This is a genomic window from Rhizomicrobium sp. (genome assembly GCA_037200045.1).
GTDB lineage: Bacteria > Pseudomonadota > Alphaproteobacteria > Micropepsales > Micropepsaceae > Rhizomicrobium.
In genome coordinates, this window is sequence record JBBCHM010000001.1 from 102271 (window position 1) to 127582 (window position 25312).

Below are 25312 nucleotides of genomic sequence, written 5' to 3' on the forward strand. Positions count from 1 at the left end.
AACCTAGTGGACCATTTGCTAGCGACTTTATTGAGGACGACCGTTGGTGTCGTACTCGGCGGCGCGCTGGGAATGACGCTTGGTCTGCTCGTTCAGTATAGCCCTTGGGCACAGCGGGTGTTCGTTCCTTTTCTGGACGCAGCCCGACCCGTTCCCGTTATTGCGCTGCTGCCGGTGTTCATCCTGCTTTTCGGATTTTCCGAGATTGGACGGGTGCTCCTTATTGTCATAAGCACGGCGGTGTTTGTCTCGATCGCTACGAACGAAGCAATCGCAAAGATACCAGAGCAGTGGGTTCGTTTTGCGCGGATATCTGGCGCGTCCCGGCTCTTCATCTATCGGCACATCATTCTCCCGGGTTGCATTCCCTTCTTAGGAGGCGCATTCCGACTGTCGCTTGCGATCGCTTTTACTCTGACGATCGCCGCCGAATTCATGGGTGCACAGATCGGCCTTGGCTATTTGATCAATACGGCACGAGTCAATCTCGCAATCCCAACGGTGTGGCTAGCCATATTGATCCTCGGCCTGCTCTGTCAGGCATTGGACTTGGTACTGGATTATGTTTTCCGGGATCTAACGAGTTGGTATCGCGGAACAGAGGAATAGGAGAAGAGCATGCGCACTCGCAGCTGGATTCTATTGGCCGTTCTTGGAGTCCTTTTGGTGATAGGCGCCATCCGATTTTGGCCCCAATCCCAATCGGACTCACAACAGACTGTCCGATATGGAATAACGCCATTTCAGGATTCCGCGCTTCCCGTGGTTCCAGCCAAATTGGGTTGGTACAAGGACGATGGCGTCGATGTTCGACTTGTTGATTTAGGCTGGGGCGACGTTCCCTTGGCGCTCGCTAGCGGTTCGATCGATGTGGCGCTCTATAATTTCGATTCCTATCAAGCAGCGCTTCCGAGCTTGAAAGCAGGCGGAAAGGACATCGTGTTCTATGCGCCGCTATATGTGTGGAACGGCGCGGCGATCATGGTGCATCCCGGAGCGATGCAGACTGGCGGCGACCTTTCGCATCTATCAAAGGATGCGAAGTTGGCGCGCGTCAAAATTCTAATGGAGCAACTACGGGGAAAGAGAATTGGTGTTACGGAGGGAACAACCTTCGAACAAACCGTTCTTGATGCCCTTCGCGCCGCAGGCATGGATCCCAAGCACGACGTCCAACTCGTAAACGCGCGTCCCGAGGACAATTTAGCCGCCTTTATTTCCGGTGATCTGGATGCTTTTTCGGGCGGGCTAACCGAGCGGGTTCAAGCTAAGCGTCATGGCGCAGTCGAATTGTTGGTGGGACCTGATGTCAGTCTACCGGTCGTCGATGGCATCGTCGCTCGGAAGGACTTTGTAGATAGTCATCCAGAACTAATGCGGAAGCTCGTCGATTCGTGGTTCCGAACGATCCAATACATTAGCGCGGACATTCCCGGACGCTCCTCGGTTCTCAGAGACTACCTGCGAGGCAAGGCGAGCGTCGATTACACCGCTAACGAATACGCTATCGCTTGGACGTTTCAATATTTTCCAAAAACACGATCCGAGGCTAGCGATGCATTTCTGAAGCCTGGAACATATTATTGGCAGCCCATTTGGGCCGAGACATCAAACTTTCTTGTAAAACAGGGAAAGATAAAATCGTCGGTGCCGGAAGGCGAATTCCAAGGGACCACAACACTGCCTCCACGCTAGAGCGAACTTCGCTTAGTAGGCGTCGGTTTGAGCATCCTTTGGGGATCGCGAGTCTGATTCAAGAAGGTCGGCATGGATGGTGAGATCGGTACCGGTATTGCGCAGGTTGCTGTTCTAATCGGGTTGCGGGTTGCGCGGTGCATTCCTCAGCGGGTTTTCAGCTGCTCGCGCAGAAATCCACCGTCCGTCCGGACTGGGCAGCTCAGCGCGATCATGAGCCGTTCTCGCGTCCGCGCGCTGAACGTCAGCGTAGCGAGGGTTATGCACACGCAATCCGCTAAGTGATTGACGCGTATCGAAACTCGCTCCACTCCATCACTGGCAGTTGCCGATGTACGACCTCGACCTCAGGGAGATCCAAGTCCCGCTGGATGATCCTCTAGAAGAGCGCGGGGCGAACACGCCAATGTGGTGAGGCTAAACGCCGAACAGCAAACGGATGGGTTCGTTCGCCTTCTTCACCGTCAGCGGCAACAGGAAAACGATTTTGGCGAGGCAGAGCGCGTAAGCTCGGCGCGCCAAAAGCAGGTCCGGCGTGCCGTCGAAGCCGCCCAGATGCACAGCCTTGCCGCGTTTATCGAACAGCGATTGCACCGCCGTTTGGTATTTGGCGGCGGCGCTGTTGCCTTTCAGGCACGCACCCACCCGTGCGATGATCTTTGCGGTCACGCCCGGCGTGTAGAAATCCGACAGCAAGGTTTCAAACGCCACGGCGAGCGCGATGACCGCTTCACTGTCCCGCGCCGTCGCGCTGAAGGAACGCCGGTACCAGTCGAGCGATAACACCAGTTTGCGATAGATATTGGCATTGGCTGTCTTCTTGTCGCGCGGCAACATTACATGTTCGCGGTAGCCTTGTTCGATCGCCGTGATGGCTGCCGCCACTTTGGTAAGCCGAGTGGTGTTCTTCGCAAGCTTGAGCGCCTCCGTATCGATCGTGATCGGAACGTCCGACAGCTGTGCAAGATCGACCGCGTTGAGATTCATGGGCACGCGCCGCACGTCGATCTCGACGTGCGCGTTTGGCTTTGCGGGCTTGAACGCTTCGCCGAGCAGATAGTGATGAATATCCAAGGTCTGCCAATTGTTGATGCGCCGCGTGGTTGGCAGATCCTTGGTCTTTGCGCCGACTGCATTGAACGATGCCAGCATCATCAGCATGGCATTAATCAGACGCAGTTTGAGCGCATAGACGAACTGATTCTCGTAATAGGCGCCCGTCACTGATGTGATCTTGACCAGCAACAGCGGATTGCGCGTGAACCATTTGAGATGTCCGGCTTGCATGTGATGGCGCCAATCATCGAGATCGAGGGCTCCCTTGATGCCCAAGCCCTTCATCGCCGCACCAATGCCGGCAAGCGTCGCGGTATAATCGTTGCCTTGTGCCACGACGGCGAAGCCGGGCTTCTTGAACAGGACGAAGCGCACATTCGTGGCGAGCGAAAGCGGCGCAGGCTGCACGATGCCCGTGGAATGGAGCGGAAAGATGATAAAACCGGGCGAGACCGACGCATTGGAAAGCCGTTTGAGAACCTCCAGTCCGTAGTCCGCCGTGTTGTCGCGGACCGCTCCGAATACCAGCATGTCCAGAAGCGATACGCCGACAAAAACTTCCTTGCGCCAAAGGTGACGCGCCAGTGCGGCGCGCAAATTTATCAGGTGGTGTTCGATGCCCCGTTTATCCTTGGGATCGAGCGATGTCTCGTCGACCGCAAAATCCTCGATCGACTCGAACCCCTCCAACATATTGTGTTTGTTCTTGAGGTACGTCTGGGCCGCCAGCGCCATATGGGACGCATGCCAGTCTGATTTCAGGTTCGTTTTGGCCATGCGATTGGACTGCGCGAAAGTGCCGGAGTCGGCGTATCCGCCCGGTCTGAACTCAATGGCTTCCAGTGCGAGTCATCCGCCGATTCTCACCGTGAACAAATGCCGATTTCCCGCCTCGGATTTTTCCACGGATTTTCCACGGATTTCGGTGCCGAAGTCTGCTTTTGTACGCCGTTTGGTGCCGAGTAGAACAAATCTCGGTTTTCGAAAAGCCGCGGGAATTCAGGAAAAATTGGTGGGCGCGACAGGGATTGAACCTGTGACCCCTCCCGTGTGAAGGGAGTGCTCTCCCGCTGAGCTACGCGCCCGCCGGACGGCGGATGCGCGGTATAGGATTTGCCCCTGCGGCCCGTCAAGGCGGACGCGAATTTCGGGCACGCGCCGCGAGGATGTTTCCGAAACCGAACCAACCTAATAAGGCGGCTTCGCCTTCGCCCGCTGGGCCTTCGCGGCCTCCGTCCACCAGGCGAGATCGTCGGCGAAGCGCGTGAACGCCTTGTGCTGCACCGCGCCGGCATCGCCCACCGGCTTGCCCTCCGCGTCGATCACCTGGGTCAGCGTGCCGACGGTCAGGGTGCTCGAGATCACCACCATTCCCATCTCCGCCAGGATGCCGTGCCAGGTCGAGTTCACCCGCGCCCCGCCGAGCCGCCCCGGCGAATAGCTCGCGATCGCCGCCGGCCGCCAGAACCATTCCTCCAGGAAATGGTCGGTCAGGTTCTTGAGCCCCGGCTGGACGCCCCAATTGTACTCGCCGGTCACGAAGACGAAGGCGTCCGCCTTCCTGATCTTGCTCGCCAGCGCCTCCATCGCCGCCGGCGCCTGGCCTTTGGGATGTTCCTTGTACATCCGGTCCAGGATGGGCAGCCCAACCGCCTTGGCGTCGATCAGCTCGGCGTCCTCGCCGCGCGCCGCGAGGCCGTCGACGACGAATTTCGCGAGCCTTATGCCGATCCGGTCGATCCGGTAGGAGCCGTAGAAGACGAGAATGGACGGCATGAGGCTGCATCCTGCGTGGCGGATTGGATCGTACTGCCAATCCGCCTTCGTTGCGATTCCTCGCGACGGAAGCGCTGCCGCAAGCCCGCGCGCGGTGTCTCAATGGCTGAACAGGGATGACGAGCTGGCAAAATTGTACTTCAACTGGGTCAGCGCGAAGCCGCTCGTAGATCCACCATTGCTCTTCCTGTCCTCGCCTATTCCGAAGTCCAGAAATGTCTTGTCGGCGATCTCGAATTCGGCGCCGAGCGTAAAGGTCATTTCGTCGTTTCTCGGATGTCCAGCGCTTGGGTGATTGGAGACATAGACGAATTCCAGCGAAGCGAGCGTGTTCTTGAAGGTGAACGACGTGTCGGCCGCCGCCGCGCCATCGGCATCGGGCTCGTCCTTCATCGTGAAGAGGCGGCTGCGGAATTGCGTGCCGATCTGCCAGGAGTTCTGGCTGTAGAAGCTGCCCTTGTGTGCCGGGTCCGCGACAATCTGGCCTTGAACATATTGCGCGCCGAAAAGCAGTTGGGCGTTCTTGTACAGCCAGCCATGTCCCAGCCAATTGGCCATGCCGGTGGGCTGCTGCCCGAAATCGTCGAACCCCCAGGCGATCGTCGTGTTGAACGCATAGGACTACGCCTTCAGCAGGTTCAGCGCGCCCGTTGGCGTCGTCACGGCATAGGCGGCGGATACGTTCCAAGCCGACCGGTTCCACAGGCGGATCGCGCCCTTTTTGAAGCATTTCTTGAGAAGCGGCGTCTGCGACTGGTCGATATCGGCTATCGCCTTGGAGAGCTTCGCCACGCCCTCCGCGGTCGCGGTGTTGATGGTGCGCTCGGCCTGCGTCGTCCTGGTGTTGATCTCGTTATCGATCGCTTGAACGCAGCCATTGTCTGTTGCGGGATCGAGCTGGGACACGTCGCCATCGAGCATCGGATCGGTCCTGTCGATCAGCGATGTCGATATGCCGAAGCCGAGGCTGACGGGCGCGGCGCCGCCACCCGTGCCCTTGGCCGTGGCGAAGGAGAGTGTCGTGCGGCCGAGAATCCGCATGACGGGATCGTCGCGATATTCGGTGGGCGTGATCCAGCCGAAGACCGGCCATGGCGCCAGTTCCGCTCCTGTCCCGGCTTTGAGGTTTCCGCTCCCGTCCAGCCCGTTGAGGAGCGAAATGCCGAGCTGCGACGGCGAACCGGCATGTATTACGCCCTGCGTGCTGCCGCCGATGATCGATGCCGCCGCGCTTTCCGGCGTATTGAGATTGGTGCCGGCGATCGGAGCGTCGGCCAAGGCCGGCCGCACGGCAATGCACAACGCGGCGCATCCGAGGAGCAGAGCGCCGGCTCTCATGCAAACACCAGAGTCAGGACCGAATCGGCGTGATCGGCCTGGGCCGCCAAGTCGCCGCTGTCGTCGCTGCCGCCGATCGCCGCCAGATTCTGCATCGCGGTGAACGTCACGCTCCAATGCTGGTTGGCCGCCATGGCGGTGATTGCGACGTCGCAGAGCGCCTGAGAGCCGGGAAGCGTTGCCGCCGCCCCGGGAAGCGGCGCGTCGATGTCGGAACGCGGATCGGTCGACAGCAGGATTTGCGGGGCGCCTGCCTGCGGCTTGAACACGACCGACGTGGAGGTGTTGATTTGCGTGCCGGCGATGCGGACGTGCACGGTCACCGGTCCGCCGTCCGGATCGACCTTGACAATGACAGCTGGAACAACGGTCATGTCGCCTCCTTCCGGCGCAGAACGTTGCGCGCGGTCTCCTTGTCGAGAATTTGGGCAGATGCCGGATTATTGACGGAAGATTTGTATTCGAGCCCCAGATTGAAGCATTCGCCTTTACGTTGTTCAGTTCAATTGCAATATTGCCTTGTCCACAACTATGTCGGCGCGGCCGGCCGATTGTCAGCCGATCAGCCCGCGCGCCAGCGCAGGTATCCGCCTGAAATCTCCCGTCACCGCGTCGCCGCCCAGCCTGTGCGCCGGCTCGGGCGTATAGCCATAGGACACGAGGATGACCGGCGCCTTGGCGGCCCGCGCCGTCGCCACGTCGGTCACGCTGTCGCCGATCATGATGCCGCCCGCCGCGCCCAACTCGCGCACCACGTCATGGAAGATGCGCGCGTCCGGCTTGACGTAGCTCATCCGCCCCGCGCCATAGATCACCGAAAAGAACCGGTCGAGCTTCAGCGCCTTCAGCAGCAGGTCGGCCATCTCCTGCGGCTTGTTGGTGAGCACGCCGAGATGGCGGTCCTCGCCCAGCAGGGTCTCCAGCGTCTCCTCGACCCCCGGAAAGGCCACGCTCTCGTCCGCGATATGCGCCCGGTAGTGCACCAGGAAACGGTCGACCAGTTCCGCCAGCCGCGCGTCCTCCACCGGTGCCCCGGTCGCCGCCATCGCCTGGCTGATCAGCGAGCGCGCCCCGAAGCCGACCATGTGCCGAAGCGTCGCCGGATCGACCTCGCGCCGCCCCTCCGAGCGCAGCACGGCGTTGGTGGCGCCGAGCAGGTCGGGGGCGGTGTCGACCAGGGTTCCGTCGAGGTCGAAGATCAGGGCGGTTTGCATCGTTTACGATTCTGGCGGAAGAGTCCGGGCAATATAGCGTCGCAAATCGTCACTTTGTCCTTTTTCTGAGGGCCGCTAAGGGAATCCGCCATGGCGAGAGCAGCCGTCATTCTGGCAGCGGGGCAGGGCACGCGGATGAAATCCGCCAAGCCCAAGGTGCTGCACGCCGTCGCCGGCCTTCCCATCCTCGGCCATGTCATGGCCGCGATCCGCGCCGCCGGCGTGGAGCGCATCGTCGTCGTCAGCGCGCCGAACATGGATAGCCTGCGCGGCTATGTCTCCAGTCTTGGCGGGGAGAACGCGATCCAGGACAAGCCGCTCGGAACCGGCCACGCCGCGCTGGCGGCGGCCAGCGTGCTCGGCCGGTTCGACGGCGCGCTCCTGGTCAACAATGGCGACATGCCGCTGGCGCGGCCGGCGATGATGGAGGAAACGCTAGCCTCGGCGGAGAAGACGGGTCTCTCGCTCGTCGCCTTCCGCTCCAAGGATCCGGCGCAATATGGCCGTGTCATCCGCAACGCCGACGGCACGCTCGACCGCATCGTGGAATTCAAGGACGCGACGGCGGCCGAGCGCGCCATCGATCTGTGCTGCGCCGGCACTTATGCGGCGGCCGACGCGCGGAAATTCTTCGCCTGGGCGGGGCGGCTCTCCAACGACAACGCCCAGAAGGAATATTACATCCCAGAAGTCCCGCTGATCGCGAAAGCCGACGGCGTCGCCTGCGCCATCACGCTGGCCGACGAGATCGACGTCATGGGCGTCAACTCCCGCGCCGAGCTGGCCGACGCCGAACGCGCCATGCAGAACCGCCTGCGGTCCCGCGCGCTGGCCGCCGGCGTCGGCATGACGGCGCCGGAAACGGTGTTCCTCTCCCACGACACGGTGCTGGAGGCGGACGTGCATATCGGTCCATACGTCGTGTTCGGCCCCGGCGTGCGGATCGAGAGCGGGGCGGAGATCAAATCGCATTCCCATCTCGAAGGCGCCCATGTCGGACGCGACGCGCTGATCGGTCCCTATGCGCGCCTGCGCCCCGGCGCGCGGATCGAGGACGACGTCCATATCGGCAATTTCGTCGAGGTGAAGAACGCGACGATTGAAAAAGGCGCCAAGGCGAACCACCTGACCTATCTCGGCGACGCGCGGGTCGGCGCGGGCGCGAACATCGGCGCCGGCACCATCACCTGCAACTATGACGGCTTCGACAAGCACCACACCGACATCGGCGCGGGCGCCTTCATCGGCTCCAATTCCGCGCTGGTGGCGCCGGTCTCGATCGCCGACGGCACCTATATCGGCGCCGGCTCGGTGATCACCAAGTCGACGGCGAAGGACAGTCTGGCGGTGACCCGCGCCGAGCAGAAGGAAATCCCGGGCTGGGCGGAGAAGTTCCGCACAAGGAAGAAGGCCGAGAAGGCCGCCAAGAAGAAATAGCGTTCAGAAGCGGTTCAGGATCGTTCGTCTAGGAACGGTTTCTGCGAAAGGATTTGAGTATGTGCGGCATTGTCGGAATCGCGGGCACGCGCGACGTGGCGCCGGTCATCCTGGATGCCCTTAAGCGCCTGGAATATCGCGGCTACGATTCCGCCGGCATCGCCACGCTGGTCCATGGCCATATCGAGCGCCGCCGCTCGCCTGGTAAGCTCGACCGCCTCGGCGAGGTCCTGCACGCCCACCCGCTGTCCGGCCACACCGGCATCGGCCACACCCGCTGGGCGACGCATGGCGCGCCGAACGAAACCAACGCCCATCCCCATGCCAGCCGGCGCGTGGCCATCGTCCACAACGGCATCATCGAGAATTTCCGCGAGCTGCGCGACGAGCTGATCGCCAAGGGCCACGTCTTCGAATCGCAGACCGACTCCGAAGTCGCGGTGCATCTCGTCACCGATTTCCTCGACATGGGCCTGACGCCATCCGAAGCGGCGCAGGCCGCGGTGCGCCGGCTGACCGGCGCCTATTCGCTGGCGATGATCTTCTCCGGCCATGAGCGCCTCCTGATCGGCGCCCGCAAGGGCGCGCCGCTCGCCGTCGGCTATGGCGAGCACGAGGCCTATCTCGGCTCCGACGCCTTCGCGCTGGCGCCCTTCACCAACAAGGTCTCCTATCTCGAAGACGACGACGTCGTGGTGGTCGACGGCGCCCAGGTCTCTATCTTCGACCGCGAGGGCCGCCCCGCCAACCGCGAGGTGAAGGTCACCAGCGCCTCCGCCGCCATCGTCGACAAGGGCGGCAAGCGTCATTTCATGGCGAAGGAAATCCACGAACAGCCCGAGGTCGTCGGCCACACGCTGGCGCATTATCTCGATCCGGCCGGCCCCGTGGTGCAGCGCCAGGGTGTCGGCCTGCGCGGCGCGCTGTCCAAGGCCTCGCGCCTCACCATCACCGCCTGCGGCACCGCCTTCTATGCCGGCCTGGTCGGCAAATACTGGTTCGAGAAGCTGGCGCGCCTGCCGGTCGACGCTGACGTCGCGTCGGAGCTGCGCTACCGCGATCCGGTCTATCCGAAGGACGGCGCGGCGCTGTTCGTTTCGCAATCGGGCGAGACCGCCGACACGCTCGCCGCGCTGCGCGAGGCCAAAGTCCACGGCCAGACCACCATCGCCATCGTCAACGTCGCCGAAAGCTCCATCGCGCGCGAGGCCGACATCGTGCTGCCGACCTTCGCGGGGCCGGAGATCGGCGTCGCCTCGACCAAGGCCTTCACCTGCCAGCTCGCGGCGCTCGCCTCCTTCGCCATCGCCGCCGGCGTGGCGCGCGGCACGCTGAGCGAGGCCGACGAGAAGCGCCTCTGCGCCGCGCTGCTGGCCGCGCCGCGCCACATCGCGGAATTCCTCAAGCAGGAGCCGAGGATCGAAGTGCTCGGCCAGGAGATCGCCAAGGCCACCGACGTCCTCTACATGGGCCGCGGCCCGAGCTTCCCGCTGGCGCTCGAAGGCGCGCTGAAGCTGAAGGAGATTTCCTACATCCACGCCGAAGGCTATGCCGCCGGCGAGATGAAGCACGGCCCCATCGCGCTGATCGACGAGACGGTGCCGGTCATCGTCATCGCGCCGCACGACGCGCTGTTCGAGAAGACCGTGTCCAACATGCAGGAAGTGATGGCGCGCGGCGGCAAGGTGCTTTTGATCTCCGACGCGCAGGGCATCGCGCGCGCCGGCGACGCGGTATGGGCGACGATCCAGGTGCCGGAGGCCGATCCCTTCCTGGCGCCGCTGCTCTACGCGATTCCGATCCAGCTTCTGGCCTATCACGCCGCCGTGGCCAAGGGCACCGACGTCGACCAGCCCCGCAACCTGGCGAAGAGCGTCACGGTCGAATAGGCCAGCCGAATTTCGCGATGGGTACGCGTTGCGCCCTGCCGAGCGCCAGGTCCGCGAGCACCTCGCCGATCGCCGGCGCGAATTTGAAGCCGTGGCCCGAAAGCCCCGCGCCGATCACGATCCGGCGGTCGCGTGGATGGCGCGCCAGGATGAAGCGCTCATCTTTGGCCATCGGATACATGCAGACCTCGGAGCGCAGCCGCTTGCCCAGCCCCGGCATCAGGCGCCGCGCCAGCGGCGCAATCGCATCGATATCGGTTTTCGTCACGCGGCGATCCAGCGCGTCCGGCGTCGCGATGACCTGCACGCTGACATGCTCGGCGACCTTCACCTCGCCTTTGGCGTTGGCCGGAAAGCCGTAGATCATCTGCCCGTCCTCCGTGCCGATGGCGAACGGCGCAAAGCCGCGCCGGCGCGTGAACCGCCGCTCCGGATCGGCGAACCAGTGCAGCACCCGCCGCTCGACGAAGGTGGCGGGCTTCAGCTCCGGCAGCAATTCGCCGATCCACGCCCCCGTGGCGACGACCACGCGATCCGCCACGATGTCGCCGCGCGTCGTGCGGACGACGACCCGCTTGCCCGACCGGTCGATGGTTTCGCACGCGCGGTTCTTGAAGACGGTGGCGCCACGCCGCCGCGCTTCCTTCAGGAACGTCGCGATGGCGCGCTCGGGATAGACGAAGCCGCCGCCGCTCTCGCGAACCCGCCGCCAGTCGTCCGGCAGGTCGAACCATGCCTCCAGCCCGCGCGCCGGCGTCAGTCGCACCTGTTTGGCGTCCGCCGCGTCCAGCGTGCCGCGGATGAAGGGATTGCCGTCCGGCCCGGCATAGACGACGCCGGTCTGCTCGAACAGCTTGACCCCGCCCCGCCGCTCCGCCGCCTTCCACAGCGTGACGGCGCGCTTGACCAGCGGTACATAGAACGGCCCCTCGGCGTAAGCGGTGCGCAGCAGCCGCGTCTCGCCATGCGAACTGCCCAGCGCATGCGGCGGATCGAACCGGTCGATCCCGACGGCGCGCACGCCGGCCCGCGCCAGCGCATTCAGCGCCGCGCTTCCGGCGGCGCCCAGGCCGATGACGGCGATGTCGTAGTCCCTATGACGCTGCATTTTCCGGTTTCGTGGACAGACAACCCATCCAAACGCTATATTCCGCCTATGTCTACGCACAGCATCGCCGAGGCCAAGGACAAGCTCTCCGAGTTGATCGACCGCGCCCGCAAGGGCGAGGACGTCGTCATCACGCAGGACGGCGAGGTCGTGGCACAGATCAAGCCCGTGGCTTCGTCGGCGGTGTCCATTGCCGAGCGCCGGATCACGGCGGAAGACGTGGCGTGGCTCGACAGCCATCGGGTCGGCGGCAAGATGCCGAAGGAAGACGCCGGCACGTTCGTTTCGCGCATGCGCGACGAGGAATGGGCGCGTTGAGCGTCTACCTCGACACCAGTGTCATTGTGCCGCTTTTTCTGCCAGATCCGTTCATCGCGCGCGTGCGGTCCTTTTTGTCCACCGGGCCGTCCGGCTTGATCGTGGGCGTTTTGCCTCGGCCGAATTTGCCTCCGTTGTCGGCATTCGGCTACGCGTGAAGCTGTCGACCGAGGCTGAATCGCGAAGCGCATTCGCCAATTTCGATGATTGGGTGCGGCGGAAGACGACCGTGGTCGAGATGGACCACTCCAACTTGATTGACGCAGCCGCGATGCTGCGCCGCCTCGATCTAACCTTGCGGACGCCGGACGCCATTCACCTCGCCATCGCCCAGCGCCTCGGCGCCGAGCTCGCGACCTTCGACCAGCGCATGGCCGATTGCGCCCCGCACCCTGGGAATCCCCGTCGCCGCCCTGTGACGAACGCGCCGGCCTTCGCTAGACTGTCTCCATGACCGCCGATCCTTCCGCCCTCAAACGCGCCGCCGCCGCCAAGGCCCTCGAATATGTCCGGCCGGGCATGAAGCTCGGCCTCGGCACCGGCTCCACCGCCGAGATATTCCTCGAACTTCTCGCGCCCCGCATACGCGGCGGGCTCGATGTGATCGGCGCGCCGACCTCGGAGAAGACCGCCGCCAAGGCCCGCGCCCTCGGCATCCCGCTCGCCGCGCTCGACGATCTTGCGCCGCTCGACCTCACCGTCGACGGCGCCGACGAGGCCGACCGTGAACTGACCCTCATCAAGGGCGGCGGCGGCGCGCTGCTTCGCGAGAAGATCGTCGCCGCCTCGTCGAAGCGCATGGTGGTCATCGCCGACGACAGCAAGCTCGTCGCCCGCCTCGGCAGGTTCCCGCTGCCGGTCGAGGTCCTCGAATTCGGCCACAAGACCACCGCTGCGCGCATCGCCGCCGCGTCCGCCGCGCTCGGCTACGCTGACGTCCCGATCGCGCTGCGCAGCCGCGACGGCGCCGCGGTGCGCAGCGATTCCGGCAACGTGCTCTATGACTGCGCGTTCGGCGCCATCACCTCGGCCGCGAAGCTGGCCCAGGCGCTGGCCGACATCCCCGGCGTGGTCGAGCACGGGCTCTTCGTCGGGCTCGCCACCACGCTGCTCGTCGCCCATCCCGGCGAAGTCGAGGTCATTGAACGCGGAAAATGAGCGGCCACAGCGCGCGCAGCAGCCGCGTCTGGGTATCCGGTCCCCGATCCTTCGCCACTCGCAGCACATAGTGCTTGTCGCCGCAGCCCGGCGTGGCGCAGGAAAGCGTCGGCCCGCCCAGCGCGTCGGCGGCGGCGCGGCGCTCGATCGGCAGCCCCGACAAGACCCACATCATGTCGTCCATCATCTCATAGGAGAGGACGAAATATCCGTGCCCGAACGGATCGCCCGGCGCCGCGCTGGCGTCGACGATATCGACCTTTCCGTCCTTCAGATATTGTAGGTCGCGCTCCGGCACGCGGCCGGCGCGCGGGATGCCGCCATGCACGCCCTCCGACGTCACCAGGATCAGGTCATTATCCGAGGCATAGACCGTCGCGCGCATCACGCAAGGCGCGCCCTTCGCCAGCAGGTGCCCGAAATCGTCATTGTCGTGCTCGGCGCTCACGTCCGGCGCCACCAGCAGGAGCTCGTCGGCCACCGGCACGGCCCGCCGGTTGCACAAGGCCGCCAGCGCCGTCAGCGTCACCCGCGCCCCCATCGAATGCGCCACGACATCGACCTTCAGCCCCGCCGCGTTCAGCGCGCGCAACGCCTCGATCAGTTCCGGCACCGCATAGCCACTGCGCTCGATGTCGGCGGCATAGCGGTCGAACTTACCCTCGCTCGACCACGAGAACGCCGCGACCGCGCAGTGCCATTGCGTGTCCGTCGCGAGCTGCCCAACCCGTAGGATGGCCGTGTTGAAGGTCTGGTTATAGCCGTGCACGAACAGCAGCACCCGGCCGCAGCCGCGCGCCCGCGCCGCCACGGCCTCAGCGAATCCGTCCATGTCGGTCTTGACGTCGCAGGCGATGGGCGGCTGCGCCAGCGTCGCCTTGGGCCAGCGCGGCGTCTGGCCCAAGACGAAGGCGCCGGGGACTTCGAGCTCGGCCACCCCGCAATGGATCGCCGCGTCCCAGTGCAGTCCATAGCCCAGCGCGCTCCCATCCGCCTGCCGGTCGGTCGCGAAGACCACGGCCTGCCGCGTCACCGTGTTCGGCGGCTGGGTCCAGACCGAGCGGATATCGTCATGCCTAAGCGAATCGGACAGCGTGCAGCCGCCGAGCGACACCCCGGCGCAGAACAGGCCCGCGCATAGCCGTATTGCGGCGCGCATCCCTCCCTGTCGCATGCTAATTTGGCCCCCATATCGGGTTCGGATAAACCCGTCCCCGCGACGCCCGCAAGGCAGACCATAAGGCAGGCACATGGCACAATACGACTACGACCTTTTCGTGATCGGCGGCGGCTCTGGCGGCGTGCGCGCCAGCCGCATGGCGGCGCTCGGCGGCGCCCGCGTGGCGCTGGCCGAGGAATGGCGCATGGGGGGCACCTGCGTGATCCGCGGCTGCATCCCCAAGAAGCTGTTCGTCTATGCCGCGCAATTCCACGAGGATTTCGAGGATTCCGCCGCCTATGGCTGGACCATCGGCACGCCGAAATTCGACTGGCCGACGCTGATCGCCAACAAGGACAAGGAGATCGCCCGGCTGGAGGCGATCTACACGCGGAACGTCAAGGCCGCCGGCGTGACCATCTTCCAGGACCGTGCGGTGTTCGAGGACGCGCACACCATCCGCCTCCTCAACGACGACCGCCGCGTCACCGCCGACAAGATCCTGATCGCCACCGGCAACCGCCCGACCCGCGAGCTCGGCACCACGCATATGATCCCCGGCGGCAATCTCTGCATCACGTCGGACGAGGCGTTCCACCTGGAGCAATTGCCCAAGCGCATCCTGATCGCCGGCGGCGGCTATATCGCGCTGGAATTCGCCCACATCTTCCACGGCCTGGGCTCGAAGGTCTCGCTGCTCTATCGCGGCCGGAAGGTGCTGCGCGGCTTCGACGAGGACATCCGCGACGCGCTCGCCGAATCGATGGTGACCAAGGGCCTGCATGTCGCGCTGGGCTGCGAGTTCACCAAGATCGAGCGGCGCAATGGCTGCCTGCACGCCGAGACCAACAAGGGCGACGTGATCGAGTGCGACGAGATCATGCTCGCCATCGGCCGCGCCCCCAACACCGATGCGCTGCATGTCGCGAAGGCAGGCGTCGAGCTCGGCAGGCGCGGCGAGGTCCTGGTCGACCACTATTCGAAGACCAGCGCCGACAACATCTACGCCATCGGCGACGTGACCGACCGCATCCAGTTGACGCCCGTCGCGATCCACGAGGCGATGTGCTTCGTGAAGACCGTGTTCGGCGGCGTCCCGACGCCGGTCGACCACCAGAATATTCCCACCGCCGTCTTCACCACGCCGGAGATCGGCGTCGTCGGCATGACCGAGGTGACGGCGCTGGGCCTCGGCCACAGCATCGATGTCTACAAATCGGTGTTCCGCCCCTTGAAGCACACGCTGAGCGGCCGTGACGCGCGCACGACGTTCAAGCTGATTGTGGATTCGAAGACGGACAAGGTGCTGGGCTGCCACATCTTCGGCGACCACGCCGCCGAGATCATCCAGATCGTCGCCGTCTGCGTGAAGATCGGCGCGACCAAGGCGCAGTTCGATTCGACGATCGCCTTGCATCCGACGGCCGCCGAGGAACTGGTGACGATGCGCACGAAGAGCTACAGCAAGACGCCGGCTGACCTCGATTAAAAATTAAAGGTGTCATGCCCCGCGAATGCGGGGCACCCAGTTGACGCCTGCTCCGGCGGTACAAGTTTCACCTGGGTCCGCCGCATTCGCGGCGGATGACAAGGGGTGAGTTGAACTTTAGCTTCGACCCAAGCAAAGCAAGAGTCAGGTGAGGCGATGTTCTTGCGCAGCATGCTCCACATCGCATTCCTCGCCGCGATCACGGCGGCAAATGCGGCGCCGACCCCCTGCGTCACGCTCGCCGCCCAACTCGTCCCCTCCGCCGGTCCGGTCTTCCTCGCCAGCTACCCCGGCACCACGATCCGCGAACTGAAGGACGCCGCGTTTCTCTACGACAACGCCGCCGCGACCATCGCGCTGATCGGCTGCAACGATATCGCGCATGCCCGCCGCATCGGCGACGCCATCCTGGCGGCGCAGGATGACGACCGTTTCTGGCACGACGGTCGCCTGCGCAACGCCTATCTCGCCGGCGCGCCCGCGAGCCCGGTGAAACTCGCCGGCTGGTGGGACGCCAAGCTCAACAAATGGGTCGAAGACCGCTACCAGGTCGGCAGCGACACGGGAAACCAGGCCTGGGCGATGCTGGCGCTGCTCGCCCTCGACCGCGCGACACATGATCCGCGCTATCGCGCCGGCGCGCGGCGGATCGGCGCGTGGCTGGAGCGCTGGCGCGACGCGCGCGGCCCCGGCGGTTTCATCGGCGGTGTGTTCGGCCATGAGCCCACGCCCGATTTGCTCACCTGGAAATCCACCGAGCACAACACCGATCTCGCCGCCGCCTTCCGCGCCCTGGCGCAAGCGAGCGGCGACGAGCATTGGCTGGCCGACGCGGCCGCCGCCGAGGCGATGGTGCGCGCGAGCTGGCTGGCCGATTGCCGCTGCTTCGCCGCCGGCACCGGCCTGGACGGCGCCACGCCCAACCGGTTCCTCGCGCTCGACGCTCAGGTCTTTCCGCTGCTCGCGCTGGACGACACGGCACGCTATCGCGCCGTTCCCGCCACGCTGCGCAAGCGTCTCGCGCGCGACGGCGGCTACGCCTACAGCGAAGCGCGCGCCGGCCTCTGGACTGAAGGCACTGCCCAGGCCGCGCTGTTGATGAGAGTTCTGCATCGCGACGCCGAAGCGGCGGCTCTCGATCGCGCCATCGCCGCGATGCGCATGCCCGATGGCGCCTACTACGCCGCCGACACCGCGGCGCAAGCGACCGGCTTCATGCTCGACACCGATCCGACACAGCCGCGCGGATATTTCCACATCCCCGCGCTGGCGCCGCTCGCCTGGGCCGCGCTGGCGGAACGCGGGTTCAACCCGTTCCGCTGACGCGCGCCTACTTGAACGCCTTGCAATCGGTCGCGAGGATTCGCTTCAGGTTCTTCAGCAGGTCGTCGGTGCCGCGCGTATCCTGGATGCGGATATTGCTCACGCCCCAGCGGCGCGGCAGCGGCGCGTCCTGGTACAGCTTCATGTCATAATGGATCACGACCGGCTTCGGCCCGCCCTGCGAGAACATCGCGCGCACCGTCGCACGGTCCTTCGCCGGACTGCCCTCGAACGTCACGGCGAGGTTCCTGATCACCGGGTCCTGGGAATCGCTCGGCCAGTCATAGTCGATGACCTCGCCGTCGCCGGAGCGCTGGCAGGTGTCGACACGTCCGATCAGCCGGCCGGTGTCGATGTCCCACGGTACCGTCTCGAAGAAGCTCTTGCGCTCGTTCGCGCCGTTGTCGTAGCCGGCATAGAGATATTGGATCAGCCCCACCACGCTGCGGACATCCTGCGGGCCGACAGCCGAAGCCGCGCCCGCCGGCGCGCCAAGCGACAGAAACACCAGTGCGGCGGCGACAAAGCGCGATCTCATGAAAGTCCTCGCTGGGAAATCGCGGTGACCATAGGGCCATGGTGCCCTAATAGCGAACGGCTCCGTTTTATCTGTGCTCTACGCCCGTTCTTTCGCCACGCCCCGCCCGCGCGCCGCGACTAGGACGGCGGCGACGCCCGCCAGCACGACGGCCGTTATCCGCGGATCGTAGTGGGAACCGAAATTCGGAAACAGGAATATCGAAACGTTGCTCATCGCGTGGAACACGATGGCCGCGAACACGCTCCGCCCGCCATAAGCATAAAGCCACACCATGACGATACGCAGGAACACCGTGACAACGCATTGCCATGCGACCCAGGCCCAATCGTGCCCGGTCTGGAAGAACGGGATGACGTGCCAAGCCGACCATATCGCGCCCAGGATCAATGCGCTCGCGAGCACGCCGTGGCGCTTCTCCAGTTCCTCGAATGCGAAACCCTGCCAGCCGAGTTCCTCGCCGGCCGCGCCGACCAAGAACATCGCGAACATCGCCGGCGCCGTCGCGTAGGCGATATGGGCATCCGGCATCCGGGTGCCGGACAGCAGCATCAACAGGAACGATGTGATCATCGCCAGCGGCATGGTGAGGAACGCCGCCGCGAGCCACACGGCCGACCGGATGCGCCGCGCATCGAAGGTCCGCGCCAAAAGCGAGCCCACCGCGGTCCAGCCGCCGCGCCGATAGAGCACGGCACACGCCGACAGCGCCGGCACGAACGTCATCAGCGCACTGACCGGCAGGGCGATCGGAATGCTCCTGGGCAGGAATCCGTGCCACACGAACCCCGCGAACCAGAACGGCACCGAGACCGCGAACAGGATCGCGACAAACAGCGCGAGGGGACGCCCGACCGCCATGACGAAATCGCCGAGGATGCGCGCCGAACTTACCCCCCCGCCTGGGCGCCCCGTCTTGATTGCCGTCAAAGCGCCCTAGATCTGCACCTTGCGTCCGTCCCAGAACGGCCTGCGCACATCGCCGCGCTTGATCTTGCCCGCCGCGCTGCGCGGCAGCTCCGCCACGAAGTCGATCGAGCGCGGCACCTTGAAGCCCGCCAGACGCGGCCGCACGAAGTCGATGATCTCCTGCTTCAGCGCCTCGCTCGGCGCCACGCCCGGCTTCAGCAGCACGACGCTCTTGACCTCCTCGCCCCATTCGGCGTTCGGCACGCCGATGGTGCATACGTCCTCGACCGCCGGATGCTGGATGATTTCGTTGTCGACTTCCTGCGGATAGATGTTCACGCCGCCCGAGATGATGATCTCCGCCGAGCGGCCCGTCAGGAACAGATAATCGTCTTCGTCGAAATAGCCGATGTCGCCCAGGGTGAAGAACTCGCCGCGATGCGACGCCGCCGTCTTCTTGTCGTCCTTGTAGTAAGTGAACGGGTTGAGCTTCGCCGTCTCGTGATAAATCAGCCCCGCCTGGCCGGCCGGCAGCTCGTTGCCCTCCTCGTCCAGGATCTTCACGCGCATCAGTGCCGGCCGCCTGCCGACGCTGCCTGGCTTCTTCAGCCATTCGTCGGCATGGATATAGAAGCCCGCGCCGCCCTCGCTGCCCGCATAGTACTCGAATAGGATCGGCCCCAGCCAATCCATCATCGCGCGCTTGACCTCGGGCGGGCAGGGCGCCGCGCCGTGCACGATCATCTTGAGCGACGACAGGTCGTAGCGCGCCTTCATCTCCGCCGGCGCCGCCAGCATGCGCTGCATCATGATCGGCACCAGATGGGCGTGCGTCACGCGCCGCGCCTGGATGGTGCGGAACACTTCCTCGGTGTCCCAGCGCTCGCCCATAAAGGCGATCGGCACGCCCGAGGCCTGCGGGATCGCGATGTCGAAGGCGAGCGGGGCCGCGTGATAGCCCGGCCCGGCGCACATCTGAACGTCCGTGTCCGGATCATATCCCGCGTTCGAGCCGGCGAATTGCGGCGGCGTGGCGACGCCGTGCGGCCGGTGCACGCCCTTGGGCCGCCCCGTGGTGCCCGAGGTATAGAGCATCTGGCTGCCCATCACGGGATCGTCCAGATCGGCGCCGTCGATGCCTTCGAGCGCCCCGTCGTAATCCTCGAACCCGTCCGCCAATCCGCCGACCGAGAGTTTCAACCCGATGCCCGGCGCCTTGTGCACCGCCTCGCGGACGGTATCGAACTTGGTCTCCGCGATCAGCGCCTTGGCCTCGCAGTCGTTCAGGATATAGGCGATCTCGTCGGTCTTGAGATGCCAGTTCACCGGCGTCACGCGCAGCCCGGCGCGCCGCGTCGCGTTCAGCGTCTCGATGAACTCCGCGCGGTTGGTGCAGAACAGCGCCACCGCGTCGCCGGGCTTCAGGCCCTCCTCGCGCAGCACCCGCGCCAGCCGGTTCGACTGCGCGTTGATCTTGGCATAGGAGTGCTCGCCGAAGCGGTCCCAGATCGCCACGCGCTCGGGTTTCACCTGGGCCCAGAAGGCGCTGACCATGCCGGCGCCGGCATAGCCCATCAGCCGTTCGAGGAATGCCGGATCGCGCGTGTCCATCGTGCCTCCCGCGCTGCCGTCCCTGCCGGCGGCTCGCGCAAATATCGCTGGCGCAACGCTACTGAAACGCGCCGCCCAAGGCCACGGGTTACGCCACCGCCCCAGATTGTCGCGGTTTAACCATGGCCTGAGCCGCGCCGCATCGTGTAGGCTGGCGCCGGCAGGGGGAGAGCGGCATGAGGGTTATTGCCATCGCGCTGATCGCGTTCGCGACGCTGTCCGGCCCCGCCTTCGCCGCCGATGGCGACGATGCGGCCGCGCCCGCTTTGGTCGACGACGCCACCTTCGATGCCGCCTTCCAATGTCCCGAAACCCTCGCCGGCGCGGACGCCCGCGAGGACGAATTGCAGCGCTATGCCGCCTGGGCCAAGGCAATGCATCCCGACTGGAATTTCCGCAAGCGCCTGGACGTCCGCTACGGCCTCCTGCGCCGCCATGCCTGCGCCCAGACCATGGCCAACATCGCCGCCGCGGCGCGCCCGGCGTTCGGGCCCTAGCCGGCCGACCGTTCACCAGCGTCGCGCCTGCCGCTGGCAAAGCCGGGCGGCTTCTCCTATATCCCCGTGACCCCTTTGGAGGTTTTCCGCGTGGCCCAGCCCTGGTCCCCGCAAAGCTGGCGTTCCAGGCCGATCCGTCAGGTTCCGGACTATCCGGACAAGGCGGCTCTGGCGGCCGTGGAAGCACGCCTGAAGACCCACCCGCCGCTGGTGTTCGCCGGCGAGGCGCGCAATTTAATGTCCAGCCTGGCGGAGGTCTCCCAGGGCCGGGCTTTTCTGCTCCAGGGCGGCGATTGCGCCGAGAGCTTCGCCGAATTCACCGCCAACAACATCCGCGACACGTTCTGCGTTTTCCTCAGCATGGCGACGGTGCTGACCTTCGGCGCCAATTTGCCGGTGGTGAAGATCGGCCGCATCGCCGGGCAATTCGCCAAGCCGCGCTCCGACGATTTCGAGACCCAGAACGGCGTCACGCTGCCCTCCTATCGCGGCGACAACATTAACGGCGGGGAGTTCACCGCCGCCGCCCGCACGCCCGATCCCGAGCGCCTGATGCGCGCCTATTACCAGGCGGCGGCGACCGCCAATCTGGTGCGCGCCTTCGCGACCGGCGGCTATGCCGACCTCGCCCGCGCGCGGCACTGGAATCTCGACCACCACCACGCCGATCTCAGCCGCCGCTACAGCGAAGTGGTCGACAAGATCGACCAGGGCGTCGATTTCATGAAGACGTTCTCGCTGGCCGACGCGGTGAAGCAGCAGACCAGCCGCGTCGATTTCTATTTCAGCCACGAGGCGCTGCTGCTGCCTTACGAGGAAGCGCTGACCCGCCAGGATTCGATCACCGGCGAGCACTACGCCACCTCCGGCCACATGGTCTGGATCGGCGACCGCACGCGCCAGCCCGACGGCGCCCATGTCGAATTCTGCCGCGGCGTGAAAAATCCGATCGGCCTCAAATGCGGCCCCAGCCTCGCCGAGGAAGACCTCATCAAGCTCTGCGCCACGCTGAACCCGGAGAACAAGCCCGGCCGCCTGACGCTGATCGCGCGCTACGGCTCCGACAAGATCGCCGCCCATCTGCCCAAGCTGATCCGCGCGGTGCGCCGCGAGGGGCTGAACGTCGTGTGGTCCTGCGATCCGATGCACGGCAACACGATCAAGCTGCAATCCGGCTACAAGACGCGCCCCGTCGACCGGGTGTTCGAGGAGGTGAAATCCTTCTTCGCCATCCATCGCGCCGAAGGGACCCATGCCGGCGGCATCCATCTGGAGATGACCGGCCAGGACGTTACCGAATGCCTCGGCGGCGCCCAGGCGATCAGGGAGATCGACCTGTTCGACCGCTACCAGACCGCCTGCGACCCGCGCCTCAATGCGAGCCAGGCGCTGGAGCTCGCCTTCCTGCTCGCCGACACGATCCGCGCCGAACGCGTCAAAAGCGACCGCCTGGCGGCCTCGGCGTGAACGGGCAATAGGGCGCGAACCGCATGGGCGTGGCGCGGCTTCTCGCGAAAGGGTGGGTCGTGTTCTGCCTCTTCGCGGCGGCGCATGGCGTCAACCTCGCGCTCAGCCGCGGCGATACCCCGCTCGCCGCCGTGCAGGACGTCGTCGTCTGCGTGCTTCTGTTCGGCGCCATGGGGCTGTTGTTCGTCGGCGGTTTCGGCGCCTCGTCGGGTGGCACCTCGACGCTTCTCGCGCGGCTGAAGCCGCGCCATCTCATGCCGGGCTTCAACGAGACGGTGTTCGTCGCCTTCGTGATCCTGAGCTTCCTGGCGCAGATCTTCCTCAGCTCGCCCGCCAAGGGCGGCCCGGTCGGCGACGCGCTGCAGAACGCGATGTATTTCGTCGTGCCCGGCCAGCATGCGCTGGCCGCGCGCCTCATCGCCTGCACGCTCGGCCACGACCGCATCTACGCGCTGGCCTTGTCCTCGGCCTTCGCCTGGCTGCTCGGCGTGATCTTCGTCGCCTCGGCGGTGTCGCGCATCGGCCTGACGGCGGGGATTCTCCGGCTGGAGCGCACACTGCGCCCCTCCTCCTTCGGCCCGACACTGCTGGCGGCAGTCTATGGCCTCGTCGCCATCGTGAGCTTCCAGCTTCTTTATGTCGGCACGGCCTATGGCTGGCTGGGCTGCGGGATATTCACCGGCATCGCCGGCTCGCTGCTGACCGGCCTGGCGCCGCTGCTGCTCGCCTACCTCGTCGTCGCCGCGCTCGCGACGCTGAAGGCGAGTGGGCCGGAGACCTGATCGGGCCGCGTGAAAAGGCCATCGGGTCAGGCCGAGGTGGGGAACTTTCCCGCCAACCGTTCGTATTCCGCGGCGTCTATGACAACCGCCACCGGCCCGCCATCTTCGACAACCAGTTGCGGCGACTTGCGAGTGGCCATGATGAACTCGTCGAAATGCTCCTTCGCATCCTTGAGCGACCATTCCGTCATGGCGCGAGCCTATCCGAAATCGCCCGCGAAGTCACCGACACGACGAATGGGTCAGCGCTTGTAGACCCAGCCGAGATGCTGCTTGAGGTAGGGTATCGTTGCACCCCACCCGTTCTTGACGGGATCGGGACACCATTCGAGAATATCTTTGGCCTTGTCGGAGTTCGCAAAGATATCGACTGCGGCTTCCATCTCGCTTCGCGGTGGGAGCGATGCATAGGTTCGCGACAGCAAGTCCATGAGAACGGCATAGGCTAGCAGAATGCGTCCAAGGACGGGACGTGTATCGAATGAGAAATCTCTCAGTATGTCCGCCGCAGGTTCGTAGGCGTCGAGAAACTCCGCCTTGCCCCCCGTTACGGCAGCCTGAAATTCGCCGAATGTCATGGGACGCCGCTGCGCTCCTTCAACGATGATCATCGCATCCAGAAATTGCTCGAGGTGGCCGATGACGAGCCCCTGCCGCCAAATCGTGGCGGACGCCGTCAAGCGCGCCGTCGCCCAGTCGGTCCTCGACGGCTCGTATTCGAGGGCCGGTGCAACCTTCGCGATTTCGTAGTCGTCCGTGAGAAGGACGGCCGCGGCCTTGAGCAGGTAGTATTTCGTCCTGATGTCGGCATCGAGCGACAGGTCGAAAAAAGTGGCCGATCTCTGGATGAGCCTGTAAATCACCAAAGGCAGAAAAAGCAAGTAGATCGTTGACGTTGCATAATATCTCGGACCGACACTGCCGCCGCGGCCCTCGCTCAGCCAGCTTTGCGGGGCGGCTCCCAATTTGCCTGCCTTCTGCGTGCGGACGAGACTGACGACACGATAGTAGGCGCCCTCGGTCGCCTCGCCGAGTTGGAACAGCAACGGCTCGAACTCCGCGTAAAGCCGCTTGCGCGCCTCGAACTCGTATTCTATGCGGGCGCTGCTACGGGCAAACTGTTTTGCGAGCTCCGTCTTGAGGCGCTCAAGGTTCCTTGCCGCGAACGGATTGAACGCGGCAACGGCCACCGAAGCCGCCGCACCGCACAAGCTTATCACCGCCGCGATCACTGTGGCCTGTGCGTCTGACATCTTTCCAATCCAGTCGAGCGCCGAGATCGAAGTATTCCGACCCATAAGCACAAGTATTTCACAAGAACTCTGGCGCGAATACTGGAAAATTCACATGCGTGCAGGGGGGCGAAGCTTAGGAATTCAACAGGCGGCGAGCGCCCTCACACCGCCTTGTCCGGTCCGACCCGCACCACCATCTTGCCGATATTCTCGCCCTTGAAGAGTCCGATGAACGCGGCCGGCGCGCTCTCCACGCAGTCGACGATCGTCTCGCGCCATGTCATCTTGCCTTCCGCCACCCATTTCGCCATGTCGCGGTGGAAGTCGGCCAGCAGGTCGTAGTGGCTCGGCACCACGAAGCCCTTGATCGTCAGCCCCAGCCCGATCGCCAGCGCCAGATTGCACGGCCCCGGCGGCAGCTCCGTCGCGTTGTACATGTCGATCATCCCGCACAGCGCGATGCGTCCGCCCGGCCGCATGTTGTAGATCGCCGCTTCCAGATGCGCCCCGCCGACATTCTCGAAATCGACGTCGATGCCTTGCGGAAACGCCGCCGCCAGCGAGGCGTTGAGGTCGCCGCAGGTCTTGTAGACGATCGCCTTGTCGACCCCGAGCGAGACCAGGTAATCCGCCTTCTCCTGCGAGCCGACCGAGCCCACCACGTAACAGCCCTTCGCCTTGGCGATCTGGCACACGACCTGGCCGACCGCGCCCGACGCCGCCGACACGAACACCCGCTCGCCGTCCTTCAGCGCGCCGACGCGCAGCAGCCCCGCATAGGCCGTCAGCCCCGGCATGCCGAGCGCGCCGAGATAGGCCGACAGCGGAGCCGCCGGCGCGAATTTCTGCACCTCCGCGCCGTTCGCGACATACCATTCGCGCCAGCCATACATGCTCTGCACGATGTCGCCGACCTTTACCGCCTCGCTGTTGGAGGCGACGACCTGGCCGATGGCGCTGCCGGTCAGCGCCTCGCCGATCTGGAACGGCGGGACATAGCTCTGCCGGTCCATCATCCGCCCGCGCATATAGGGATCGACCGAGATGTAGCTGTTGCGGACCAGCACCTGGCCCGGCCCCGGCGTCGGCACGGCGGTCTCGACCAGCTCGAAGTTGTCGGTGGTCGGCAGCCCGTGGGGCCGGGACTTCAGACGGATTTCACGGTTCTTTTGGTTGTCCATGGGACGCTCCTTAACCCTTGAAATGGCGGAAATATTGGGAACCGGCAGCCTATCAGCGGCCCTTGGTGTAACAAGACGAAACATTTTATGAGTCGCGCCCGGCCGGCCGGACTGACCTTATGTCACTGTAAT

General features: G+C 64.8%; 27 protein-coding genes and 1 tRNA gene. 13 read left to right on the plus strand and 15 right to left on the minus strand.

Annotation, left to right across the window (positions count from 1 at the left end; all coding sequences use genetic code 11):
• The first annotated feature begins 72 nt into the window (after positions 1-72).
• The gene (locus tag WDM86_00415; GenBank protein ID MEI9988477.1) at positions 73-609 is read left to right on the plus strand and encodes an ABC transporter permease subunit; all 537 of its coding nucleotides are present in this window, start codon (positions 73-75) and stop codon (positions 607-609) included.
• A gap of 9 nt (positions 610-618) precedes the next feature.
• Positions 619-1695, plus strand: a complete 1077-nt coding sequence (locus WDM86_00420; protein ID MEI9988478.1) for an NrtA/SsuA/CpmA family ABC transporter substrate-binding protein — start codon at positions 619-621, stop codon at positions 1693-1695.
• Between the two features lie 417 nt (positions 1696-2112).
• On the opposite strand, the gene WDM86_00425 is transcribed toward WDM86_00420, so the two are convergent.
• The 7 genes from WDM86_00425 to WDM86_00455 form a co-directional block, all read right to left on the minus strand.
• Entirely contained in the window at positions 2113-3528 is a 1416-nt protein-coding gene (locus WDM86_00425) for a hypothetical protein (GenBank protein MEI9988479.1), read from the minus strand.
• A 233-nt stretch (positions 3529-3761) separates the two neighbouring features.
• Positions 3762-3836: transfer RNA gene (locus tag WDM86_00430), tRNA-Val, on the minus strand.
• 103 nt (positions 3837-3939) lie between these two features.
• Positions 3940-4527 (minus strand): NAD(P)H-dependent oxidoreductase, encoded by a 588-nt coding sequence (locus tag WDM86_00435; GenBank protein ID MEI9988480.1) that lies wholly within the window; start codon positions 4525-4527, stop codon positions 3940-3942.
• A gap of 99 nt (positions 4528-4626) precedes the next feature.
• A complete protein-coding gene (locus WDM86_00440; GenBank protein MEI9988481.1) occupies positions 4627-5085 on the minus strand; it encodes a hypothetical protein in 459 nt (152 codons plus the stop codon).
• Between the two features lie 63 nt (positions 5086-5148).
• The gene (locus WDM86_00445) at positions 5149-5805 is read right to left on the minus strand and encodes a hypothetical protein (GenBank protein ID MEI9988482.1); all 657 of its coding nucleotides are present in this window, start codon (positions 5803-5805) and stop codon (positions 5149-5151) included.
• 56 nt (positions 5806-5861) lie between these two features.
• Complete coding sequence (locus WDM86_00450; protein ID MEI9988483.1) at positions 5862-6239, minus strand: hypothetical protein; 378 nt, start codon at positions 6237-6239, stop codon at positions 5862-5864.
• Positions 6240-6419: 180 nt separating this feature from the next.
• A complete protein-coding gene (locus WDM86_00455; GenBank protein ID MEI9988484.1) occupies positions 6420-7079 on the minus strand; it encodes an HAD-IA family hydrolase in 660 nt (219 codons plus the stop codon).
• Between the two features lie 90 nt (positions 7080-7169).
• Between WDM86_00455 and glmU the strand changes: the two genes are divergently transcribed.
• Together glmU and glmS are read left to right on the plus strand one after the other, a co-directional pair.
• Positions 7170-8516, plus strand: coding sequence for a bifunctional UDP-N-acetylglucosamine diphosphorylase/glucosamine-1-phosphate N-acetyltransferase GlmU (glmU, locus tag WDM86_00460; protein MEI9988485.1), 1347 nt, complete (start codon positions 7170-7172; stop codon positions 8514-8516).
• Between the two features lie 59 nt (positions 8517-8575).
• Entirely contained in the window at positions 8576-10405 is a 1830-nt protein-coding gene (gene glmS, locus WDM86_00465) for a glutamine--fructose-6-phosphate transaminase (isomerizing) (protein ID MEI9988486.1), read from the plus strand.
• On the opposite strand, the gene solA is transcribed toward glmS, so the two are convergent.
• Positions 10392-11513, minus strand: a complete 1122-nt coding sequence (gene solA, locus WDM86_00470; protein ID MEI9988487.1) for an N-methyl-L-tryptophan oxidase — start codon at positions 11511-11513, stop codon at positions 10392-10394. The genes glmS and solA overlap by 14 nt on opposite strands.
• A gap of 48 nt (positions 11514-11561) precedes the next feature.
• Between solA and WDM86_00475 the strand changes: the two genes are divergently transcribed.
• Genes WDM86_00475 through rpiA form a run of 4 tightly spaced genes read left to right on the plus strand, consistent with a single transcriptional unit; the run spans position 11562 to position 12989 of the window.
• Positions 11562-11831 (plus strand): type II toxin-antitoxin system prevent-host-death family antitoxin, encoded by a 270-nt coding sequence (locus tag WDM86_00475; protein ID MEI9988488.1) that lies wholly within the window; start codon positions 11562-11564, stop codon positions 11829-11831.
• Positions 11828-11989: a hypothetical protein gene (locus tag WDM86_00480; protein MEI9988489.1), complete on the plus strand. Its 162-nt coding sequence runs from the start codon at positions 11828-11830 to the stop codon at positions 11987-11989. The genes WDM86_00475 and WDM86_00480 overlap by 4 nt, the downstream gene beginning before the upstream one ends.
• Positions 11986-12285, plus strand: coding sequence for a PIN domain-containing protein (locus WDM86_00485; GenBank protein ID MEI9988490.1), 300 nt, complete (start codon positions 11986-11988; stop codon positions 12283-12285). Before WDM86_00480 ends, WDM86_00485 begins: the two co-directional genes overlap by 4 nt.
• On the plus strand, positions 12282-12989 hold the full coding sequence (gene rpiA / locus WDM86_00490) for a ribose-5-phosphate isomerase RpiA (protein MEI9988491.1): 708 nt from the start codon (positions 12282-12284) through the stop codon (positions 12987-12989). The genes WDM86_00485 and rpiA overlap by 4 nt, the downstream gene beginning before the upstream one ends.
• On the opposite strand, the gene WDM86_00495 is transcribed toward rpiA, so the two are convergent.
• Positions 12970-14148: an alpha/beta hydrolase gene (locus WDM86_00495; GenBank protein MEI9988492.1), complete on the minus strand. Its 1179-nt coding sequence runs from the start codon at positions 14146-14148 to the stop codon at positions 12970-12972. The genes rpiA and WDM86_00495 overlap by 20 nt on opposite strands.
• A gap of 91 nt (positions 14149-14239) precedes the next feature.
• Here WDM86_00495 and gor point away from each other — a divergent pair, with 91 nt between their 5' ends.
• Complete coding sequence (gene gor / locus WDM86_00500) at positions 14240-15637, plus strand: glutathione-disulfide reductase (protein ID MEI9988493.1); 1398 nt, start codon at positions 14240-14242, stop codon at positions 15635-15637.
• 162 nt (positions 15638-15799) lie between these two features.
• A complete protein-coding gene (locus WDM86_00505) occupies positions 15800-16960 on the plus strand; it encodes a hypothetical protein (protein MEI9988494.1) in 1161 nt (386 codons plus the stop codon).
• Positions 16961-16967: 7 nt separating this feature from the next.
• Here the strand turns inward: WDM86_00505 and WDM86_00510 are convergent, their stop codons facing one another.
• The 3 genes from WDM86_00510 to WDM86_00520 form a co-directional block, all read right to left on the minus strand.
• Positions 16968-17498, minus strand: a complete 531-nt coding sequence (locus WDM86_00510; GenBank protein MEI9988495.1) for a hypothetical protein — start codon at positions 17496-17498, stop codon at positions 16968-16970.
• Between the two features lie 78 nt (positions 17499-17576).
• Entirely contained in the window at positions 17577-18359 is a 783-nt protein-coding gene (locus tag WDM86_00515) for a type II CAAX endopeptidase family protein (protein ID MEI9988496.1), read from the minus strand.
• Positions 18360-18434: 75 nt separating this feature from the next.
• Positions 18435-20018: an AMP-binding protein gene (locus tag WDM86_00520; GenBank protein MEI9988497.1), complete on the minus strand. Its 1584-nt coding sequence runs from the start codon at positions 20016-20018 to the stop codon at positions 18435-18437.
• 176 nt (positions 20019-20194) lie between these two features.
• On the opposite strand from WDM86_00520, the gene WDM86_00525 reads away from it, so the two are divergent.
• The 3 genes from WDM86_00525 to WDM86_00535 all read left to right on the plus strand — a co-directional run bounded on the left by WDM86_00525 (position 20195) and on the right by WDM86_00535 (position 22764).
• Positions 20195-20515: a hypothetical protein gene (locus tag WDM86_00525; protein ID MEI9988498.1), complete on the plus strand. Its 321-nt coding sequence runs from the start codon at positions 20195-20197 to the stop codon at positions 20513-20515.
• Between the two features lie 90 nt (positions 20516-20605).
• The gene (locus WDM86_00530) at positions 20606-21982 is read left to right on the plus strand and encodes a 3-deoxy-7-phosphoheptulonate synthase class II (GenBank protein MEI9988499.1); all 1377 of its coding nucleotides are present in this window, start codon (positions 20606-20608) and stop codon (positions 21980-21982) included.
• A 59-nt stretch (positions 21983-22041) separates the two neighbouring features.
• The gene (locus WDM86_00535) at positions 22042-22764 is read left to right on the plus strand and encodes a hypothetical protein (protein MEI9988500.1); all 723 of its coding nucleotides are present in this window, start codon (positions 22042-22044) and stop codon (positions 22762-22764) included.
• A gap of 26 nt (positions 22765-22790) precedes the next feature.
• Here WDM86_00535 and WDM86_00540 read toward each other — a convergent pair whose 3' ends face one another.
• The 3 genes from WDM86_00540 to WDM86_00550 all read right to left on the minus strand — a co-directional run bounded on the left by WDM86_00540 (position 22791) and on the right by WDM86_00550 (position 25180).
• The gene (locus tag WDM86_00540) at positions 22791-22955 is read right to left on the minus strand and encodes a type II toxin-antitoxin system prevent-host-death family antitoxin (GenBank protein MEI9988501.1); all 165 of its coding nucleotides are present in this window, start codon (positions 22953-22955) and stop codon (positions 22791-22793) included.
• A 51-nt stretch (positions 22956-23006) separates the two neighbouring features.
• Entirely contained in the window at positions 23007-24017 is a 1011-nt protein-coding gene (locus WDM86_00545) for a hypothetical protein (GenBank protein MEI9988502.1), read from the minus strand.
• Between the two features lie 143 nt (positions 24018-24160).
• Positions 24161-25180: an NADP-dependent oxidoreductase gene (locus WDM86_00550; protein ID MEI9988503.1), complete on the minus strand. Its 1020-nt coding sequence runs from the start codon at positions 25178-25180 to the stop codon at positions 24161-24163.
• Between the last annotated feature and the right edge of the window lie 132 nt (positions 25181-25312).

Bases quoted from the DNA above. Each gene is read 5' to 3' on its own strand.
- WDM86_00475 (MEI9988488.1), top strand. From the start codon at position 11,562: ATGTCTACGCACAGCATCGCCGAGGCCAAGGACAAGCTCTCCGAGTTG.
- WDM86_00440 (MEI9988481.1), bottom strand. From the start codon at position 5,085: ATGGCCAATTGGCTGGGACATGGCTGGCTGTACAAGAACGCCCAACTG.
- WDM86_00520 (MEI9988497.1), bottom strand. From the start codon at position 20,018: ATGGACACGCGCGATCCGGCATTCCTCGAACGGCTGATGGGCTATGCC.
- solA (MEI9988487.1), bottom strand. From the start codon at position 11,513: ATGCAGCGTCATAGGGACTACGACATCGCCGTCATCGGCCTGGGCGCC.
- WDM86_00540 (MEI9988501.1), bottom strand. From the start codon at position 22,955: ATGACGGAATGGTCGCTCAAGGATGCGAAGGAGCATTTCGACGAGTTC.
- WDM86_00545 (MEI9988502.1), bottom strand. From the start codon at position 24,017: ATGTCAGACGCACAGGCCACAGTGATCGCGGCGGTGATAAGCTTGTGC.
- WDM86_00450 (MEI9988483.1), bottom strand. From the start codon at position 6,239: ATGACCGTTGTTCCAGCTGTCATTGTCAAGGTCGATCCGGACGGCGGA.
- WDM86_00515 (MEI9988496.1), bottom strand. From the start codon at position 18,359: ATGGCGGTCGGGCGTCCCCTCGCGCTGTTTGTCGCGATCCTGTTCGCG.
- WDM86_00550 (MEI9988503.1), bottom strand. From the start codon at position 25,180: ATGGACAACCAAAAGAACCGTGAAATCCGTCTGAAGTCCCGGCCCCAC.
- WDM86_00525 (MEI9988498.1), top strand. From the start codon at position 20,195: ATGAGGGTTATTGCCATCGCGCTGATCGCGTTCGCGACGCTGTCCGGC.
- rpiA (MEI9988491.1), top strand. From the start codon at position 12,282: ATGACCGCCGATCCTTCCGCCCTCAAACGCGCCGCCGCCGCCAAGGCC.
- WDM86_00435 (MEI9988480.1), bottom strand. From the start codon at position 4,527: ATGCCGTCCATTCTCGTCTTCTACGGCTCCTACCGGATCGACCGGATC.
- gor (MEI9988493.1), top strand. From the start codon at position 14,240: ATGGCACAATACGACTACGACCTTTTCGTGATCGGCGGCGGCTCTGGC.
- WDM86_00425 (MEI9988479.1), bottom strand. From the start codon at position 3,528: ATGGCCAAAACGAACCTGAAATCAGACTGGCATGCGTCCCATATGGCG.
- WDM86_00415 (MEI9988477.1), top strand. From the start codon at position 73: ATGACGCTTGGTCTGCTCGTTCAGTATAGCCCTTGGGCACAGCGGGTG.
- WDM86_00455 (MEI9988484.1), bottom strand. From the start codon at position 7,079: ATGCAAACCGCCCTGATCTTCGACCTCGACGGAACCCTGGTCGACACC.
- glmU (MEI9988485.1), top strand. From the start codon at position 7,170: ATGGCGAGAGCAGCCGTCATTCTGGCAGCGGGGCAGGGCACGCGGATG.
- WDM86_00420 (MEI9988478.1), top strand. From the start codon at position 619: ATGCGCACTCGCAGCTGGATTCTATTGGCCGTTCTTGGAGTCCTTTTG.
- WDM86_00510 (MEI9988495.1), bottom strand. From the start codon at position 17,498: ATGAGATCGCGCTTTGTCGCCGCCGCACTGGTGTTTCTGTCGCTTGGC.
- WDM86_00495 (MEI9988492.1), bottom strand. From the start codon at position 14,148: ATGCGCGCCGCAATACGGCTATGCGCGGGCCTGTTCTGCGCCGGGGTG.
- glmS (MEI9988486.1), top strand. From the start codon at position 8,576: ATGTGCGGCATTGTCGGAATCGCGGGCACGCGCGACGTGGCGCCGGTC.